This window comes from Ruegeria sp. C10, from assembly GCF_056537805.1.
In genome coordinates this window covers 653911-670051 of the sequence record NZ_JBQFSC010000002.1, presented here as the reverse complement: position 1 = coordinate 670051, position 16141 = coordinate 653911, and the positions used below count along the sequence as shown (strand labels likewise).

General features: G+C 55.2%; 20 protein-coding genes and 1 other RNA gene. 8 read left to right on the top strand and 13 right to left on the bottom strand.

Annotation, left to right across the window (positions count from 1 at the left end; translation table 11 throughout):
- The first annotated feature begins 18 nt into the window (after positions 1–18).
- Positions 19–900: a fructose bisphosphate aldolase gene (locus ACR0DE_RS11745; protein WP_480753303.1), complete on the top strand. Its 882-nt coding sequence runs from the start codon at positions 19–21 to the stop codon at positions 898–900.
- Between the two features lie 12 nt (positions 901–912).
- Here the strand turns inward: ACR0DE_RS11745 and ACR0DE_RS11740 are convergent, their stop codons facing one another.
- From ACR0DE_RS11740 to fumC, 4 genes are read right to left on the bottom strand one after another with little or no spacing between them, the layout of a single operon-like run.
- The gene (locus ACR0DE_RS11740) at positions 913–1515 is read right to left on the bottom strand and encodes a DNA-3-methyladenine glycosylase I (protein ID WP_480753301.1); all 603 of its coding nucleotides are present in this window, start codon (positions 1513–1515) and stop codon (positions 913–915) included.
- Positions 1516–1574: 59 nt separating this feature from the next.
- Positions 1575–1796, bottom strand: a complete 222-nt coding sequence (locus ACR0DE_RS11735; RefSeq protein WP_170393155.1) for a ribbon-helix-helix domain-containing protein — start codon at positions 1794–1796, stop codon at positions 1575–1577.
- Positions 1793–1969, bottom strand: a complete 177-nt coding sequence (locus ACR0DE_RS11730) for a DUF4169 family protein (RefSeq protein WP_170393154.1) — start codon at positions 1967–1969, stop codon at positions 1793–1795. The genes ACR0DE_RS11735 and ACR0DE_RS11730 overlap by 4 nt, the downstream gene beginning before the upstream one ends.
- Positions 1969–3363: a class II fumarate hydratase gene (fumC, locus tag ACR0DE_RS11725; protein ID WP_170421467.1), complete on the bottom strand. Its 1395-nt coding sequence runs from the start codon at positions 3361–3363 to the stop codon at positions 1969–1971. Before fumC ends, ACR0DE_RS11730 begins: the two co-directional genes overlap by 1 nt.
- Positions 3364–3570: 207 nt before the next feature.
- On the opposite strand from fumC, the gene ACR0DE_RS11720 reads away from it, so the two are divergent.
- Positions 3571–4134: a hypothetical protein gene (locus ACR0DE_RS11720; protein WP_480753298.1), complete on the top strand. Its 564-nt coding sequence runs from the start codon at positions 3571–3573 to the stop codon at positions 4132–4134.
- A gap of 27 nt (positions 4135–4161) precedes the next feature.
- Here the strand turns inward: ACR0DE_RS11720 and ACR0DE_RS11715 are convergent, their stop codons facing one another.
- The 9 genes from ACR0DE_RS11715 to ACR0DE_RS11675 all read right to left on the bottom strand — a co-directional run bounded on the left by ACR0DE_RS11715 (position 4162) and on the right by ACR0DE_RS11675 (position 11149).
- A complete protein-coding gene (locus tag ACR0DE_RS11715; RefSeq protein WP_170405597.1) occupies positions 4162–4629 on the bottom strand; it encodes a ClpXP protease specificity-enhancing factor SspB in 468 nt (155 codons plus the stop codon).
- 76 nt (positions 4630–4705) lie between these two features.
- Positions 4706–5956, bottom strand: a complete 1251-nt coding sequence (gene chrA / locus ACR0DE_RS11710; protein WP_480753294.1) for a chromate efflux transporter — start codon at positions 5954–5956, stop codon at positions 4706–4708.
- Positions 5953–6768 (bottom strand): chromate resistance protein ChrB domain-containing protein, encoded by an 816-nt coding sequence (locus ACR0DE_RS11705; RefSeq protein ID WP_480753291.1) that lies wholly within the window; start codon positions 6766–6768, stop codon positions 5953–5955. Before ACR0DE_RS11705 ends, chrA begins: the two co-directional genes overlap by 4 nt.
- A 129-nt stretch (positions 6769–6897) precedes the next feature.
- Complete coding sequence (locus tag ACR0DE_RS11700) at positions 6898–7329, bottom strand: ester cyclase (RefSeq protein ID WP_170393148.1); 432 nt, start codon at positions 7327–7329, stop codon at positions 6898–6900.
- A gap of 99 nt (positions 7330–7428) precedes the next feature.
- Positions 7429–7775: a transfer-messenger RNA gene (ssrA, locus tag ACR0DE_RS11695) on the bottom strand.
- Between the two features lie 36 nt (positions 7776–7811).
- On the bottom strand, positions 7812–8174 hold the full coding sequence (locus tag ACR0DE_RS11690) for a DUF4345 family protein (protein ID WP_170393147.1): 363 nt from the start codon (positions 8172–8174) through the stop codon (positions 7812–7814).
- A gap of 62 nt (positions 8175–8236) precedes the next feature.
- The gene (locus ACR0DE_RS11685; protein ID WP_170421484.1) at positions 8237–8887 is read right to left on the bottom strand and encodes a hypothetical protein; all 651 of its coding nucleotides are present in this window, start codon (positions 8885–8887) and stop codon (positions 8237–8239) included.
- A 13-nt stretch (positions 8888–8900) separates the two neighbouring features.
- The gene (locus ACR0DE_RS11680) at positions 8901–10301 is read right to left on the bottom strand and encodes a selenium-binding protein SBP56-related protein (protein ID WP_170393145.1); all 1401 of its coding nucleotides are present in this window, start codon (positions 10299–10301) and stop codon (positions 8901–8903) included.
- A gap of 116 nt (positions 10302–10417) precedes the next feature.
- Entirely contained in the window at positions 10418–11149 is a 732-nt protein-coding gene (locus tag ACR0DE_RS11675) for a FadR/GntR family transcriptional regulator (RefSeq protein ID WP_480753288.1), read from the bottom strand.
- Positions 11150–11238: 89 nt separating this feature from the next.
- On the opposite strand from ACR0DE_RS11675, the gene ACR0DE_RS11670 reads away from it, so the two are divergent.
- From ACR0DE_RS11670 to frr, 6 genes are all read left to right on the top strand, one after another.
- On the top strand, positions 11239–12030 hold the full coding sequence (locus tag ACR0DE_RS11670; protein WP_480753286.1) for a DUF2182 domain-containing protein: 792 nt from the start codon (positions 11239–11241) through the stop codon (positions 12028–12030).
- Between the two features lie 4 nt (positions 12031–12034).
- Positions 12035–12739: a DUF1326 domain-containing protein gene (locus ACR0DE_RS11665; RefSeq protein ID WP_170393142.1), complete on the top strand. Its 705-nt coding sequence runs from the start codon at positions 12035–12037 to the stop codon at positions 12737–12739.
- Complete coding sequence (locus ACR0DE_RS11660; RefSeq protein WP_170595687.1) at positions 12739–13245, top strand: DinB family protein; 507 nt, start codon at positions 12739–12741, stop codon at positions 13243–13245. The genes ACR0DE_RS11665 and ACR0DE_RS11660 overlap by 1 nt, the downstream gene beginning before the upstream one ends.
- 1 nt (position 13246) lies before the next feature.
- The gene (locus tag ACR0DE_RS11655; RefSeq protein WP_170595685.1) at positions 13247–14341 is read left to right on the top strand and encodes a dimethylsulfoniopropionate demethylase; all 1095 of its coding nucleotides are present in this window, start codon (positions 13247–13249) and stop codon (positions 14339–14341) included.
- A gap of 50 nt (positions 14342–14391) precedes the next feature.
- Positions 14392–15387, top strand: coding sequence for an acryloyl-CoA reductase (acuI, locus tag ACR0DE_RS11650; RefSeq protein WP_480753284.1), 996 nt, complete (start codon positions 14392–14394; stop codon positions 15385–15387).
- A gap of 184 nt (positions 15388–15571) precedes the next feature.
- The gene (frr, locus tag ACR0DE_RS11645) at positions 15572–16135 is read left to right on the top strand and encodes a ribosome recycling factor (RefSeq protein WP_170393138.1); all 564 of its coding nucleotides are present in this window, start codon (positions 15572–15574) and stop codon (positions 16133–16135) included.
- Positions 16136–16141 lie beyond the last annotated feature (6 nt).

Sequence of the window (16141 nt, the reverse complement as noted above, 5' to 3'; positions counted from 1 at the left end):
ATTGAACGGGATTGAGTTATGTCGAAAGCAGAACAGCGCGCGCAGATGTCCGAAGGCGCAGGATTTATCGCAGCACTGGACCAAAGCGGCGGTTCAACCCCCAAAGCGCTGGCTTTGTATGGTGTTGAAGCATCGGATTACGGATCAGACGAAGAGATGTTCGGCGAGATTCAGAAGATGCGCGCGCGGATCATTCTGGCTGACGATTTCACCAAGGATAAAGTGATTGGCGCGATCCTGTTCGAACGGACCTTGGGCGAAGAAATCGACGGCAAGAAGGTCGCGGATTATCTGTGGTCCGAAAAAGGCATCGTGCCGTTTCTGAAAATCGACAAAGGACTTGAGGATCAGGCCAACGGTGTTCAGATGATGAAGCCAATTCCGGGGCTGGCTGAAACGCTGTCCAAGGCGGATGGGGTTTTTGGCACCAAGGAACGTTCAGTTATCCACGAAGCAAATGCTCAGGGCATTGCCGACGTTGTCGCGCAGCAGTTCCAGGTCGCACGCGTGGTCACTGATGCGGGAATGGTCCCAATTGTCGAGCCTGAGGTAAACATCCACTCGGAAACCAAGGCCGAGGCTGAGGACATTCTGAAAAAAGAAATTCTGAAGAACCTGGATCAATTGGTCGAGGGTCAGGAAGTGATGCTGAAGCTGACCATACCCAGCCAGGCCAACCTTTATGATGAGGTGGCGGATCACCCGCGCGTCCTGCGTGTTGTGGCGCTGTCCGGCGGATACTCGACCGAGCAGGCCTGCGACCTGCTTGGCCAAAACAGCAAGATGATCGCGTCGTTTTCGCGCGCACTGACCGAAGGGCTGTCCAAACAGCAATCTGACGCAGAATTCAATGCAGCGCTCGGCGGTAATATCGACAATATCTACCGCGCCTCGATCTGATCGCGGGGTAATCTATTCGGGCTTGATGAAATCGCGGCGCAATTGCGCCGCTTTTTCGCGCATGACACATCCGTTGGCGTGATCATTGATCAACCCCATGGCCTGCATAAAGGCAAAGATCGTGGTGGGGCCTACGAATTTCCAACCGCGTTTCTTCAGATCTTTCGACATCGCAATGGATTCTGTCGATGTGGAAGCGCTTTGCGGGGCGGGTGGCGCCGTAGGCTCGTACCTCCAGACATAAGCGGCCAATGATCCCTCGTCAGCGATTAGGTCCTGCACGCGGCGGGCGTTGTTGATCACGGCTTCAATCTTGCCGCGGTGTCGCACGATGCCTTTATCGTCCAGAAGTCGATTGATATCTGCATCAGAAAATTCGGCTATCTTGTTGAAATCAAAGTTTCTAAACGCTGCCCTGAAATTCTCGCGTTTTGACAGAATGGTGCGCCAACTCAAGCCTGACTGAAAGCTCTCGAGGCACAGTTTCTCAAACAGTCGTCTGTCATCGGAAACCGGATATCCCCATTCGTTATCATGATAGTCAAAGAATTCGGGGGCGACGTTGCACCACGAACACCGAGGCTTTCCATCTGGGCCTGTTGCCAAATCGTTCATGAATGTACCCTTTTTGTTCTCCGCGAAGATAAGCGACGCGATTGTTTGAAATCAAGTACTCAATCGGTTTGACGATACCAATTCAGAATGAAGACACGAATGGCCGAAGCCAGTCCGGTTTCCGGGTCGCGCTCTGCATCAATATTTGCCGCCAGGACATTGATTGGGATATCTTTTTCCCGCGCGATATCACGGAAGGCTTGCCAGAACTCATCCTCAAGCGAAACGGATGTTCGATGACCTTGCAAGGTCAGGGAGCGTTTGACAGGACGTCCACTCATTCGTCGACCTTGTGACCGTCAAGGTCCCGGCGCTGCCGGTCTTGCTGCAGCTTTACTACGGTCCTGTCGGCTTTGGATTGTCCGTGTTTCGCAGCGTTTGCATCCGCGCGGGCCTTTTTTTCAGCCCGCGCTTTTTCTTTTCGAAACCGGTTCAGGTTAACCGGTTTACCCATCAGTCCTTGGGTCCAATCATATGCTCGGGCCGCACAACCGCATCAAACGTCGCCTCATCCACAAAGCCCAACGCAATCGCTTCTTCCTTAAGTGTTGTGCCGTTCTTGTGCGCTGTTTTGGCGACGGTCGTGGCGTTGTCATACCCGATTGTCGGTGCCAGAGCAGTCACCAGCATCAGGGATTCCTTCATCAGCTTGTCGATGCGTGGCTCGTTGGCTTTGATGCCCAACAGCATCCGCTCGGTAAAGCTGTCGGTCGCATCGCCCAGCAGCTGGATCGACTGCAGCAGGTTATAGGACATCATCGGGTTGTAGACGTTCAGCTGGAAATGGCCCTGCGAACCTGCAAACTTCATTGCTGCGTCGTTGCCCATCACATGCGCGGCCACCTGAGTCAGCGCTTCGGCCTGTGTCGGGTTCACCTTTCCGGGCATGATGGAGGAACCGGGCTCGTTTTCGGGCAGGATAAGCTCACCCAATCCTGAGCGGGGCCCCGAACCCAACAGACGGATATCGTTGGCAATCTTGTAGCAGGAACCGGCGATCGTGGCCAACGCGCCCGACAGGAAGACCATCGCATCATGTGCGGCCAAAGCTTCGAATTTGTTCGGCGCGGTCACAAAGGGCAGGCCGGTGATATCGGCCATATTCTTGGCGACAGCCTCATCCCAGCCGCCATGCGTGTTCAAACCGGTACCCACAGCAGTACCGCCTTGAGCCAGTTCATAGATACCGGGCATTGCAGCTTCTACACGCGCAATGCCCTGACGAATTTGATGCGCATACCCGCCGAATTCCTGTTCCAACGTCAACGGCGTGGCATCCTGCGTATGGGTGCGGCCGATCTTGATGATACCGGCAAACTCTTTTGCCTTGGCTTCCAGCGCCGAGGCGAACTTCTCAAGCCCGGGCATCAACACATCGCGCACACTCATCGCTGTGGCGATGTGCATCGCGGTGGGGAAAGTATCGTTCGAGGATTGACCCATATTGCAGTGATCATTCGGGTGAACGGGATCTTTCGAGCCAATCTCGCCACCCATAATCTCAATCGCGCGGTTCGCAATGACCTCGTTCGAGTTCATATTGGATTGCGTGCCCGAGCCGGTTTGCCATACGACCAGAGGAAAGTTGTCGTCAAACTTGCCTTCGAACACTTCACCGGCCGCTTGTATGATCGCGTCGGCGATCTTGGCGTCCAGCTTGCCGATGGCTTTGTTTTCAATTGCACAGGCCTTTTTGATCACACCCAACGCGCGCACGATGGCGACGGGCTGCTTTTCCCAGCCGATGGGGAAGTTCATGATCGAACGCTGCGTTTGCGCGCCCCAATACTTATCGGCAGGCACCTCAAGCGGGCCAAAGCTGTCGGATTCAGTGCGGGTTTGAGACATCGGTCGCTCCGGTCTGGTATGCAGTCGTATGCCGTTTACCCGCAGCAAGGCTGTGGCGCAATCGGCCAGTTGAGCGCACCTTAAACTTGGGCCGCGCAAAGGTATAGACGCGGCACAGCTACAAATAATTTCTGTTAGCGAAAACAGTGCCATTGTACGTCGGCGGGCTAAAGTTAAGATGGGACAATAACCCTGACGGAGGCAACCATGCGCGTGTCACTTCTCAAAAGCCCTTTGTATACGCTTGCGTTATTGTTTGCCGCGAGTTTTTGGCTGGCAGTATTTGTGCAACACGCTCAGGCGACGGGAATTGAGCCGTTCGTGGGCGACTATACCGGTTCGGCCGACGTTGTTGATGCGGATGGTACGGCGACCCCTCGGGATATGAGCGTTTCGATTCAGGAAATTAAAGGGGGCTTCAACGTGAGTTGGACCACCACGACTTACAAAGCCGACGGTCGCATCAAGGATGAGAAATACTCGGTTGATTTTCAAAGCTCGGATCGGCCCGATGTTTATTCTGCGGCCATGAAGCGAAATGTGTTTGGCCATGAGGTGCCGCTTGACCCGATGAAAGGGGAACCCTTTGTTTGGGGGCGGATCGAAGGAGATACTCTGACGGTGTTTTCGTTGTTCATAGCCGAAAACGGTGGCTATGAGCTTCAGCAATTTGACCGGGCACTAGCTGATGGCGGGCTCGACCTGTCATTTTCCCGGTTTCGCGATGGGGTTAAGTCGCGCTCGGTCGAGACATTCCTTCAAAAAGAATAAACCCCGCATCAAGCGGGGTTTTCTGGGTCATTTCCGGAAGCTGTCCAGCGAGACCACATCCGCATCATGCTGAGGTTCCGTCTCTTCGGCCTCAAGCTCAATCGGGGCTTCTTCCGTCACATGGATCTCTTCGTCCTCGTCTTCCGGGCTTTCAAAGCGCAAGCCAAACTCAACCGAAGGATCCACGAAGGTTTTGATCGCCAGATAGGGGATGTAAAGCGGTTCCGGCGCATCCCCGAAATTCAGCGTAATCGAGAAGCCATCGTCACCGACTTCGAGGTTTTCGAACCAGTGCTGCATGACAATCGTCATCTCGCCTGGATAGCGCTCACGCAGCCAATCGGCCAACTCAACGCCCTCATGCCGTGTATCAAAAGTGATAAAGAAATGATGCGAACCGGGCAGGCCGGTTTCGGACACGTCGGTCAGGACGGTTTTGATCAGGCCTCGCATGGCCGTGTGCATCAGATTCCCGTAGTCGATGTCTTGCGACATGGTTGATCCTCGAAAGTGGTTAATCCCAGCATAGTTCATTCGGACGGAAACGAAAGGCTGTGCTGGGCTGTATTGATTACAAAATCTGCATGCCTAGTCCGGCCAGAACCATGATACCAAGTGTGGTTGCTAAACCGGATTTCATACGGAAAATCAACAGGCCAGCCAGAACGGTCAGCACAAGTGCGCTGAATTCAAGCGACGAAGGGTCGGGTAGGGAGAGAGAAACTGGTCCCCAATGCCACCCCGGAATTGAGGTGAACAAGACGTTTAGCCCGAACCACACGGAGAGGTTGAGAATCACTCCGACGACCGCAGCTGTGATTCCGTGCATCGCGGCCCCAAGACGCGGACGCTCGGCGATTCTGTCCAGATGCGGGGCTGCAAGAAAAATCCACAGAAAACACGGTACAAACGTCGCCCATAAAGCGACAATGCCCGCCGCAAACGCCAGCGAGGCGCCTCCGGCAATCTGACCGCTAAGCATGGCCACAAACTGAGTCACCAGAATCAGTGGCCCAGGCGTGGTTTCGGCCAGACCTAGCGCGTCGATCATCTGGTCCGTGCTGATCCATTGGTAGGTTTCGACCACGGTCTGGGTCATATAGGCCAGCACCGCATAGGCACCGCCAAAAGTTACAACCGCAAGGCGGGCAAAGAACCAGCCCAGATCGCTGAGCAGTTCCTGGCCGCTCAAAGACAGAACAAACAACGGCCCCAGCCAAAGGATAAGCCAGAAAACCGCTGTGCGAACAGGATTAGCAAGTGTTGGGCTGGCTTGAACGGCAACGGGCTTGTCGTCTTTCGAAGTCACAAATCCCCAAACGGCAGCGCACAGGATGATTAGCGGGAAGGGCAGGTTGAAGACAAAGATCCCCAAAAAGGCGAGGCTTGCAATTACCCGGTGTTCAATGTCTGTAAGTGCTTTCTTCGATAGGTTCCGTAATGCTTGTAGGACGATGATGATCACCGTGGCCTTGATGCCCAAGAATCCGGCTTGAACCAAAGGCAATGTACCATAGGCCGCATAAAGCAAAACCAGCAGCGCGATCACCAGAGCCCCCGGCAGCACAAACAAGCTGCCTGCGATCAACCCTCCGGCTACGCCGCGCAGCCGCCAACCAGCATAAGTGGCAAGTTGCATGGCTTCAGGACCCGGCAACAGCATGCACAGCGAAAGCGCGCGTAGATAGGTCTGTTCGTCCAACCAGGGGCGCTTTTCGACCAGTTCCTGATGCATCAGAGAGATTTGGGCGGCGGGGCCGCCGAAGGACAGCAGCCCGATGCGCCCAAACACCCTGATCAACTCACGATATGAAGGGGTCATTGGCCGTGACCTGCGGGCCAGTCATGTGTCTCGCCAGACCCATCGCGCGCCCAGCGATAAAGTGCATCATAGAGGTGCAACCCAGCCTTTAATTGCTGCTGGTCATCCCTGTACTGGCGCGACAACCCGACCGAAAGAGCCAGCAATCCGGCGGCCTCTGGCGCCAGATCATGGCGGTTTGTATCGGCTGCACGTATGATTGTGGCCATACGGTTCAGGGGTTCAGAGCGCAGGTTGAACGCTTCCAGCATCATGTCAAAGGTGCATTTGTCGCCGCGATGGCTCCAATCAGTTCCTTCAACATCAAAGGGTGTGGCGCCGAAGTGCTCGGCAACCCCCTGAATTTCATCCGGTGCTACAAAGAGAAACCGCGCATGTGTATCGACAAACCTTCGGATCAACCACGGGCAGGCGATACGGTCGATTTTGGGGCGGTGCCGGGTGACCCAAAGCGTGCTGCCGTTTACAAGCGCGGGCAGGGCCGAGACCGGCACGAATTGCGCCCCCGGAGTATCACGCCAGGCGAACGTTCCACCTTCCAGAAACTCGGCCTGAATCCCGTCAGCCTGCAGCCATGAAACGACGCCCTGACTTAGTTTCTTGCCCTTCTGACAAATCACGACACAAGGCCTGTCTCCGATCAGTTGTTGGATGCCATCGATATTGTCATAGGGATGGCGAACCGTAGCCGGGATAAGTCTGGGGTCGTCGTGGAAATCGGCGTCTGTACGCACGTCGACAAGCACAGGCGACTGCGGCGTACCGATCAGACGCAAGAGTTGACGGGGTGTAATTGCATTGGGGGCAGCCATTGCATGTTTCCTTGTTGCTTTGGATACATGCGAACTTGGGCTGCCGCCTCACGGGGTGTTCGCAAGCTTACCCCTTGATCCTCTGCTAGCGCGCAAATGCGGGATGGGTCAAGCTTGCGGTCAGGTTTATCAGGCCCAGTCCAACCTTTGCCCGGTCATGCAAACCGGAAGGGTATCCTGTGGGAACTGCCCCAGTTGTTCAAAAAGTGTAATGAAATCAAACTGATTATAGGCCTCGACCATCTTGTCCCCTTTGAAGCGCGCCATGACTTGTCCGGTAACTTCAAGCGGGGCACCGTTATCGGCCCGGAAGGTGCGGACATGCAGAATACCCGAGACCCAATCACCATTTTCGATGATTTTCGGCAGTTCGACTGTGATCTCGCCCAGAACATGACGAAACGCCATGACCAGATCGCGAAAGTCGTCCGCGCCAACCTGCATTTCGGGTATCAACCCTTCGGCCATCGTATCCGGGGCGAAAAACTGATCGATTGCATCGGTATTGCCTTGTTCCCAGACCTCTGAATACCACGCCCTAAGCCTGTCAGAATTCGTCATCTCAGCCCTCCTGTCGCTTGTTCAGGAAGATGGATCAGAGAAATGAATAAACCCTGAATCCCAGGTGAGTTATGGGCATGGAGCAGACATAATCGGTAAAATGCAGGTTTCTGTTGCCAGGTACCTGCGAACCCCGCCTTACGCGGCTAGGCGCAAGGGCTTAGGTTTCGGTCTTGCTACTGCTTACGCAGCAACTGCAACCGGAGCACGATTGTCGTTTGCAATTGTACTAGTTTCGCCGGTAACGGTGGCAGACAGCCGAGACAAAGCTAACCCCTTTAGACGTTCGTCGATCCTATTTCGGCCCCATGATCCTCAAACGAAGGATGTTGGTGGAGCCGCCGGGTACCGCCCCCGGGTCCGATCCGCTTATTACGAGCGCGTTTATGTCCATAGTCCCGAAGGACCCCTCATATATAGGTTAGGACGTGGTCGGATGCAAACCCGGAATGCTAAGGTTGACTTGTATCAAATTCAATAAGTTAAGCAGCTCTGTTCATGTTGGCGAGAATAAGCCAAAGGGCCAGAACAAGCTCGATTCCACCAAAAGTCAGCGCCTTGACGAACGGGGGATTATCCAGCGCCAAAGACACAAACCGGCCCAACGCCGCCCCTGCATAAACAACGCCCAGCATGGCATATGCCATCGGTGTGTTGAGCCAGAGAACCACGGCACCTGTCACCACGAACAACCCGCCAACCGAGGCTCGCATCTCACTAAGTCCCATGGTGCTTTTGGTGGGGGCTAGGTCCAGCGCGTTGGCTGTGTAGGCCGGGGCCAGAAATCCGAACAAACCAAAGCCGATGGTCAGCAAGGCGGCAATCACGTTAAGGGCTGTGATCATGGACTTTTTCCCTTTCTGCTCTGCCCGCAGAGTCTAGCGCAGCGCTATGTAAAGAAAAGCATCTAAATCGCTGACCACAAGCCTATAACTCCGACCGCGATCAGGCTGAGAGCCCAGACAAGTTCCAGATTGAACCAACTGCGTGACAGAAATTGAAGGCCCAGCCAGCGATAGACGGCGAAGGCCAGAATGCCCCCGCCAAGGATCATGGCGGCTGTGTGAAGTGCAGCGACCGTCAGTACGAGCAGGCCATTGCTCGCCATGATCTGAGAGACTGCGATCTGCCCCGTTTCCAGCTCGTCTGATCCACACAATCCAAGATAAATCGGAACCAACATCAACGCCGCGCCGTGTGCAAGCGCAACGAGGAACGACCAAAGTGCCAATTTGCTTGGCGGTACGCGCGACAACATCCGGGGATGCCGGCGTGTTATGGCGATGTAAACACCCATTGTGATCACAATCAACGCAGCACCGATACGAATTTCGCGTTGATATTCAACCAGAACTGCCATCATTGCAAATGGCAGTAGGACCCCCAGCATGGCGACGAAATGACCACCAGCCAGGGCGGTCAATGCGCGCCACAAAGCTGATGGCCGTTGTTCCATCAGCGCCGAAGATACCGCAAGCGGCCAGCCCATTCCGGGATTCAGGCCATGATAAGCGCCGCTAAGCACAACGGCCAGCCAGAGACCAGCCGTTGATGTCATCAGAGTCTCCAACTCAGACCGATGGGTAGCAGAAACTATCGGTAGAACAGTCTCCACCCTCAAGCCGGATTTGGTGGGCCCGATATCCGTCGGGGAAGTCGACCCAGAACTTCGGATCCAATGTCAGGCCTCCGTTTTCGCCAACATCCGCCTTGACCATCGCAGCCCCGCGTTCACCGGGATAGAACTGATCATCCCAAGTGGAATAAAGCGAATTGGTCCAATATACCCGCTTTCCATCGCGGCTGATTTCAACCATCTGCGGCCCGTAACCAAAGTCTTGCCCGTTGGGATGTTTTGTTTTCTTGACGATCCCCCCGATCTCGACTTTGCCCGCAAGGGTCGGGTTCATCGGATCAGAGACATCGTATTGATGCATCTCACCCGTACCCCAACAGGCCACATAAAGGTATTTATCGTCCAAGCTAAGATCGATATCCGTGACCAGTGGCGGAACGGCAGAGAAGCCTTTCAGCAATTCAGGCAAGTCATCTGGATCAGCGGGCTGCGGATCGATCGTGATGGTCTTCTTGGCCTCGAAGGTGCCATCATCATTACGCCACCAAGTAAAGATCGCGCCCTGCAGGTTGGTCGTGTCAACCACCACACCACAGAACCCATATTGTTTGACCGGATCGTGAGCGGGCCGGATTTCCAGGGCCATCTGGTGATTTTCACCCAGATCGATGGTCTGAATATTGGTCCGGCTGCGTAGGTTCCAGAAATGGATGCTGTGCCCGTATTTGTTCGAAAGCAGATCCTCGGCCACGATGCCGTTTTCGAATTGCGGAGGCAGCCCCCATTCCGAACTGACCATATAGTCACGTGGCAGGTTCCACCAGAAATCGTAGTGTTTGTCTTGGATACCTCGCTCGATCTCGTAGCGCCCGATGATCTCGAAGCTCTCGCAATCCATGATGAAAATGCCCGGAGGACCGTCCGTGCCGTCTTCGCCACCGCCTCCAAGCGTGCTCACGTAGATCCCCTCCGGTCCGCAATGGATCGTGTGCGGGCGGGAATATCCAGTTTTTGCAAAAACTTCTTCGGGTTCGATGATCTTGTGTATCTTGGCCTCAAGCGGGTTCTTGACGTCGATAATGTAGATCCGGCTGGATCGTATGCCAGGAACAATGAGGTAGCGGCGTTCCAGAAACGCATGGCCACTAAGCGGTGACAGCGCAGAGGAACAAGCGTTCCACCCGAAATGGTGAAACTCATCGCCTTTTTCTGGCATGATCACCTGATGAACAATTTTTCCGTAATCATCCGAAGTCGGATCCACGTTCACGACGGCCAAACCGTCTGGTTGGGAAAAATCAGGGCTTAGCATCAACGTGAATGCAAGCGTTTCAGTGGGGCCCTCCATCGCCAGTTTGGCTGATGGGTAAAAGGTTGGGTCCGGTCTTTGGTTCATAACGTCCTCCCGTAAGTCATTGATCTTAAATTCATGTTGGAAGTTCCGGTCTTAACGCCGGATGTCATGCTGCCTGCTCGGGCACCTCGCCGTCCTTCGTTCCTTTTTGCCTGTGGTCAGGCGGGTTTGCGTCGTCTTTCGGCCACGTCCTGCGCCAGTTGCCGTGTATAGGCCTCAAGTTTGATCAATGCCGCATCGACCGGGCCGGCATCACGCGCTTCTAGTGCGTCTGTGATGTCACTGTGAAGGGCGATGATCTCTTCGCGGGATCGGGCCGTGAACGTAATCATGTTCATCAGAGGTTGCATAGCCTCGACCGCACCGGCCAATTGGTAGGACAGAACGGGGTTGCCCGCGCCATCCACAAGCGCGCGATGAAAGGCGACGTCGGACGCGCAGAAAGCCTCATCTGTGAGACCTGGTTGCGCCTGACGAAATATCTCGGCCCGCATGGTGGCGAGTTGATCTGCGGTGCGGCGTTGTGACGACAAAGCAGCGCATGCACGTTCGAGCGCATAACGCGCTTCGCATGCGGTGTCGAAACTGACAGCGTTCATCGACAGCAGCAGTGTCGAGGTTGTGACTTGTTGGGAATAGGCATCCTCAAAACTCAGTCGGTTCACAAACGCACCACCCGATGCCCCGCGTTGCGTTCGGATAAGGGACTGCGCTGCCAGGCGTTTCAGTGCTTCGCGAACCGTAGGCCGTGATACTTTGAACTGATCGGCCAACTCAGATTCTGATGGCAGACGCTCATCGACGATCAGCCGACCCGAGATAATTGCGTCGCGGATTGCCTGAGCAATTTGAGCGGACAGATCTGCAGTACTCTGAGGGTCGATTTTCATGGTTGTTTTCGGCGATGCGTAATTTTTATTTGTCTGACATTTAAAAGTCTGACATTTGAAAAGCAAGAGAGTTGAGTCGGGAGGAGCAAGTGAGTCGCTCAATTTTCCGCAGCGCGCTTTGGTTGGGCTTCTACATCACGATCCTTTGGTCGTGGTGGATGATGGTCTCGATGAGCCGCGATATGGACGTGGACTGGATCGGTCGACCCGGACCGATGGGTCAGGCGATGGCGGCCATGGATCCGCGTATGGAAATGTATATGCCCATGGCCGAGTTCGGCCCACTTTTCTGGATGTGGGCGATCATGATGGCGGCCATGATGCTGCCGACTTTGGTGCCCACGTTGCGCAGTTATGATGATCTGATCCGCAGCGCGAACGGTACGCGGGCAGGGTGGCTGGGCGTTCTATCTGGATATTTCATAGTTTGGGTGGGCTTTGCTGCGCTGATCACTGGCCTGCAATTGGCGCTGCTGTTTGGCGGCGCGGTCGATATGTTGGGAATCGCTAAATCGCCATATCTGGCCGCCGGCCTGTTGATCGCCGTGGGTGCCTTTCAGTTTTCTCGGGCGAAAGAAGTCTGCCACGGTGTTTGCCATGCACCGATGACGTATTTTCTGGGCCACTGGAAAACCGGATTCGGCGGCGGTGTACGCATGGGCGTCGGACTGGGTGCGTTCTGTGTCGGTTGCTGCTGGGGCTTCATGGCGTTGGGCTTTGTCGGCGGCGTCATGAGCCTGCTCTGGATGGGGCTGGCGACCCTGTTCATGGTATTGGAAAAACTTCCCCAGATCGGGCACGCCGTGACCCGTCCTATGGGATTCGTCTTGATTGCGGGTGGTTTTGCACTGCTCGCTCATCACATTGTTTACGGAGGATAAGTCGATGGCTAAAAATAGAAAACCGGATGCAGACAAGCTGCCGGTCAGTCAAAGAATTGACAGCCGGATGCCAAATCCCAAGCGGCGTGAGATGAGCCCGACCGATTGGGCGGTTAAGGGTGAACTGATCCTGAACTGTTCATGTGACGTATTCTGCCCATGCGTGGTTTCGCTGGGTGCACACCCTCCGACCGAGGGGCATTGCCACGCGTGGATGGGTATCGCGATCGACGAAGGCCACTACGAAGGCGAAGATTTGTCCGGACTGAATGTGGGCCTGTTGGTTGATATCCCCGGACGCATGGGCGAAGGCCAGTGGAAAGTCGCGGCTTATGTGGATGAACGTGCCAGCGGCAAGGCTTATAATGGACTGTTGCAGATATTCAGCGGTCAGGCAGGTGGCACAACCGGGCTGTTCACTATGTTGGTCAGCGAGATCATAGGGGCTGAACGTGCACCGGTTCAGATCGAAAGGGACGGCACCAAACGCCGGATCATGATAGGGCGCAAGATTCAGGGTGAGATCGAAATGCTTGCTGGCAAAGACCCAGAGCATCCGGTGATGGTTTCAAATTCGAAATACTGGATGGGGCCGGACATCATTGTAGCAAAAGGCACGAAATCCAAGGTGCGCGACTATGGTCGCGTATGGGACTTCGGCGGCAAGTCAGCCGAGATCTGCCCGATTGACTGGCACGGGCCTAAGTAATGATAACCGGTGCCTATGCCCGTGAAATGGCGCGATATAACCACTGGCAAAACAACCAGTTAAAGAGCTTTCTCAAAGCTCTTTCAGACGAAGAATTGACACGGGATCGTGGCGCTTTTTTCGGGTCGATCATGGGAACTGCCAATCATCTGCTTTGGGGGGATTGGATCTGGATTTCCCGGTTTGACAAAGGACCGGGGCCAGGTGGCGGCATTCCTGAGAGTGTCTCGATCTGCCCTGGCATGGCCGACTGGCTGCCGCTGCGCGATACGATTGACGCCCGTATTGCCAGATGGGCCAATACGTTGGGGGATGATGTCCTGAGCGGTTCGTTCACGTGGTACTCGGCTGCAAAAGAGAACGACGTAACAAAGCCTTACTGGCAATGCGTCATTCATATGTTCAATCATCAGACACATCATCGCGGACAATTGCACCAAATGCTGACCGAGGCTGGTTCGCAGGCACCTGTCAGCGATCTTGTCTTTCTGCCAGAGGATTTCTGACATGGCAGTCATCTCACCGAACCGGCGCGTGCGCAAAACCCCATTCACTCCGGGCGTCGAGGCCGAAGGCGTCAAAGGGTATACCGTTTATAATCACATGCTGCTTGCGACGGTTTTTGAAAGCATCGAGGCTGATGCGGCGCATCTGAAACAGCATGTTCAGGTCTGGGATGTCTCGTGTGAGCGGCAGGTACAGATCAAAGGTCCGGATGCGTTGCGGCTGATGAAGATGCTCAGCCCGCGCGATATGGACAAAATGCAGGCGAACCAGTGCTATTATGTGCCGATAGTAGATCACAATGGCGGCATGCTGAATGATCCTGTTGCGATCAAACTGGCGGATGATCACTATTGGTTGTCGGTTGCCGATGGTGACCTTTGGCAGTTTGCTCTGGGAATCGTGATTGCGCTGGGGCTGGATGTCGATATTTCTGAGCCGGATGTGTCGCCCTTGGCGGTACAAGGCCCCAAGGCGGACGAGCTGATGACGCGCGTCTTTGGTGATGAAGTCAGGGATATAAAGTTCTTTCGATATAAACGGTTGGCGTTTGAAGATACATCATTCGTCGTCGCCCGGTCTGGCTGGTCAAAACAAGGCGGGTTCGAGATATACGTCGAAGGGACGGATTATGGCATGCCACTATGGGACACGCTGTTTTCCAATGGCCGCGATCTGAACGTGCGGGCAGGTTGCCCGAACGGGATTGAGCGTGTTGAAAGCGGTCTGTTGAGTTTCGGGTCGGACATGCGGCGCGAGAATACGCCCTATGAATGCGGGCTAGCACGGTTCTGCAATTCTCCGCTGGATTATATCGGCAAAGCCGCTTTGGCGGATCAGGCGAAAAACGGTCCGCCCCGGCAGATCCGTCCGCTTGTCATTGAAGGTGAGATCGGACCGTGCACCGAATCTTGGCCGCTGATGGCCGGGGGCCGGCAGGTCGGGCAGGTGGCTTCGGCTGCGTATTCACCCGAGTTTGGAGTGAATGTAGCCATTGGAATGGTCGACCGGTCCCATTGGGCGCCAGGTACGCGGATTGAATTGATGACCGAACATGGAATGCGATGGGCCGAGGTGCAGGAAAAATTCTGGCGCTAAGCCCTTGTTTCAGGAACACAGCCGATTGAGGCAATAGAAGGAGTAAGTTCATGTTTAATGCACTTGTCGTTGAAAAAGATGAAGAAAGTGGCCTCGCAAGCGCTTCGGTGAAGCAGATTTCTCTGGATACGCTGCCGGATGGAGAAGTGACGATCGCCGTTGAATATTCAACGGTGAACTACAAGGACGGTCTGTGCATGTCGCCCAAAGGCGGTGGTCTGGTGCGTAGCTATCCTCATATTCCGGGCATCGATTATGCGGGCACGGTCGAGCAGTCCTCGGATGCACGCTACAAACCTGGCGACAAGGTCGTGCTGACGGGCTGGCGCGTAGGTGAAGCGCATTGGGGCGGCTATTCACAAAAAGCAAACGCGCGGGCAGATTGGCTGGTGCCGTTGCCGGATGGGTTGGATACACGGCAGGCGATGGCAGTTGGCACTGCCGGGTTCACCGCTATGCTGGCCGTCATGGCGCTGGAGGATCAAGGTTTGCAGCTGGGTCACGGCCCGGTGTTGGTCACAGGTGCCGCAGGAGGTGTCGGCTCGGTCGCGACGGCCATTTTGGCCCATCTGGGCTATGAGGTTGCAGCTGTGACCGGGCGTCCTGAAACCGAAGAATACCTGAAATCACTGGGTGCAACCACAATTGTCCCGCGTGACGAGTTGAACGAGACCACCAAGCGTCCGCTGGAAAGTGAAACTTGGTCCGGATGTGTTGATGCGGTGGGCGGAGCGATGCTTGCCCGCGTGCTGGGGCAGATGAAGTATGGGGCCTCGGTCGCTGCGGTTGGCCTTGCCGGTGGTGCGGCGCTGCCCGCAACCGTGATCCCATTCCTGCTGCGCGGTGTAAATCTGTTGGGCATCGACAGCGTGATGCAGCCATATGACAACCGGGTCCGTGCCTGGACGCGTATCGCAACCGATCTGCCTATGGATAAGCTTGAGGCGATGGTCCATTCAGCAACCCTTTCTGATCTGCCCCAGTTGGGAGCGGACATCCTGCAAGGTCAGGTAAAAGGGCGCGTCGTGGTCAACGTGAACGCTTGATAGACAAAACAGACAACGGTTCGGCCGGAGCATGCATCCGGCCGACCCAATTGTCGGGAATGAGGCCGAAATGCCGGAAACAGTTCTGGCCATTGCCACATTTCGTGACCATGATTGCTATACATCCCATTTGTGATGGCTTAAGACCCATCCGAACATCACCTGAAGACGGGGAGTGAGCAGCATGTCTGATGATTTCGAACTCGATACCGATGATCTGAAACGCCGCATGGACGGTGCCATGGCCAACCTCAGAACCGAATTCGCTTCGCTGCGGACCGGTCGTGCATCGGCTTCAATGCTTGAGCCCGTCATGGTCGATGCTTACGGCGCGATGACTCCGATCAATCAGGTCGGTACCGTGAACGTCCCTGAACCGCGCATGGTAACCGTGAATGTTTGGGACAAGGGCCTCGTCGGCAAGGTTGAAAAGGCCATTCGGGAAAGCGGTTTGGGTATAAACCCGCAACTGAATGGTACCATCATCATGCTGCCGATTCCCGAACTGAACGAAGAACGCCGTCGCGAGCTCGGCAAGGTCGCGGGTCAATATGCAGAAAGCGCACGGGTTTCGATCAGGAATGTGCGCCGTGATGGCATGGACCAGATCAAAAAGGCCAAGGCAGACGGCATGTCCGAGGACGATCAGAAATTCTGGGAAACCGAGGTTCAGGAGCTGACGGATACCATGATCAAATCCGTCGATGATGCGCTCGAGACCAAACAAGCCGAGATCATGCAGGTCTGAGCCTCG

What these genes read in the sequence shown, in the direction of transcription:
- ACR0DE_RS11745 (WP_480753303.1), top strand. Translation starts at nt 19, where the DNA reads ATGTCGAAAGCAGAACAGCGCGCGCAGATGTCCGAAGGCGCAGGATTT.
- ACR0DE_RS11740 (WP_480753301.1), bottom strand. Translation starts at nt 1,515, where the DNA reads ATGAACGATTTGGCAACAGGCCCAGATGGAAAGCCTCGGTGTTCGTGG.
- ACR0DE_RS11735 (WP_170393155.1), bottom strand. Translation starts at nt 1,796, where the DNA reads ATGAGTGGACGTCCTGTCAAACGCTCCCTGACCTTGCAAGGTCATCGA.
- ACR0DE_RS11730 (WP_170393154.1), bottom strand. Translation starts at nt 1,969, where the DNA reads ATGGGTAAACCGGTTAACCTGAACCGGTTTCGAAAAGAAAAAGCGCGG.
- fumC (WP_170421467.1), bottom strand. Translation starts at nt 3,363, where the DNA reads ATGTCTCAAACCCGCACTGAATCCGACAGCTTTGGCCCGCTTGAGGTG.
- ACR0DE_RS11720 (WP_480753298.1), top strand. Translation starts at nt 3,571, where the DNA reads ATGCGCGTGTCACTTCTCAAAAGCCCTTTGTATACGCTTGCGTTATTG.
- ACR0DE_RS11715 (WP_170405597.1), bottom strand. Translation starts at nt 4,629, where the DNA reads ATGTCGCAAGACATCGACTACGGGAATCTGATGCACACGGCCATGCGA.
- chrA (WP_480753294.1), bottom strand. Translation starts at nt 5,956, where the DNA reads ATGACCCCTTCATATCGTGAGTTGATCAGGGTGTTTGGGCGCATCGGG.
- ACR0DE_RS11705 (WP_480753291.1), bottom strand. Translation starts at nt 6,768, where the DNA reads ATGGCTGCCCCCAATGCAATTACACCCCGTCAACTCTTGCGTCTGATC.
- ACR0DE_RS11700 (WP_170393148.1), bottom strand. Translation starts at nt 7,329, where the DNA reads ATGACGAATTCTGACAGGCTTAGGGCGTGGTATTCAGAGGTCTGGGAA.
- ACR0DE_RS11690 (WP_170393147.1), bottom strand. Translation starts at nt 8,174, where the DNA reads ATGATCACAGCCCTTAACGTGATTGCCGCCTTGCTGACCATCGGCTTT.
- ACR0DE_RS11685 (WP_170421484.1), bottom strand. Translation starts at nt 8,887, where the DNA reads ATGACATCAACGGCTGGTCTCTGGCTGGCCGTTGTGCTTAGCGGCGCT.
- ACR0DE_RS11680 (WP_170393145.1), bottom strand. Translation starts at nt 10,301, where the DNA reads ATGAACCAAAGACCGGACCCAACCTTTTACCCATCAGCCAAACTGGCG.
- ACR0DE_RS11675 (WP_480753288.1), bottom strand. Translation starts at nt 11,149, where the DNA reads ATGAAAATCGACCCTCAGAGTACTGCAGATCTGTCCGCTCAAATTGCT.
- ACR0DE_RS11665 (WP_170393142.1), top strand. Translation starts at nt 12,035, where the DNA reads ATGGCTAAAAATAGAAAACCGGATGCAGACAAGCTGCCGGTCAGTCAA.
- ACR0DE_RS11660 (WP_170595687.1), top strand. Translation starts at nt 12,739, where the DNA reads ATGATAACCGGTGCCTATGCCCGTGAAATGGCGCGATATAACCACTGG.
- ACR0DE_RS11655 (WP_170595685.1), top strand. Translation starts at nt 13,247, where the DNA reads ATGGCAGTCATCTCACCGAACCGGCGCGTGCGCAAAACCCCATTCACT.
- acuI (WP_480753284.1), top strand. Translation starts at nt 14,392, where the DNA reads ATGTTTAATGCACTTGTCGTTGAAAAAGATGAAGAAAGTGGCCTCGCA.
- frr (WP_170393138.1), top strand. Translation starts at nt 15,572, where the DNA reads ATGTCTGATGATTTCGAACTCGATACCGATGATCTGAAACGCCGCATG.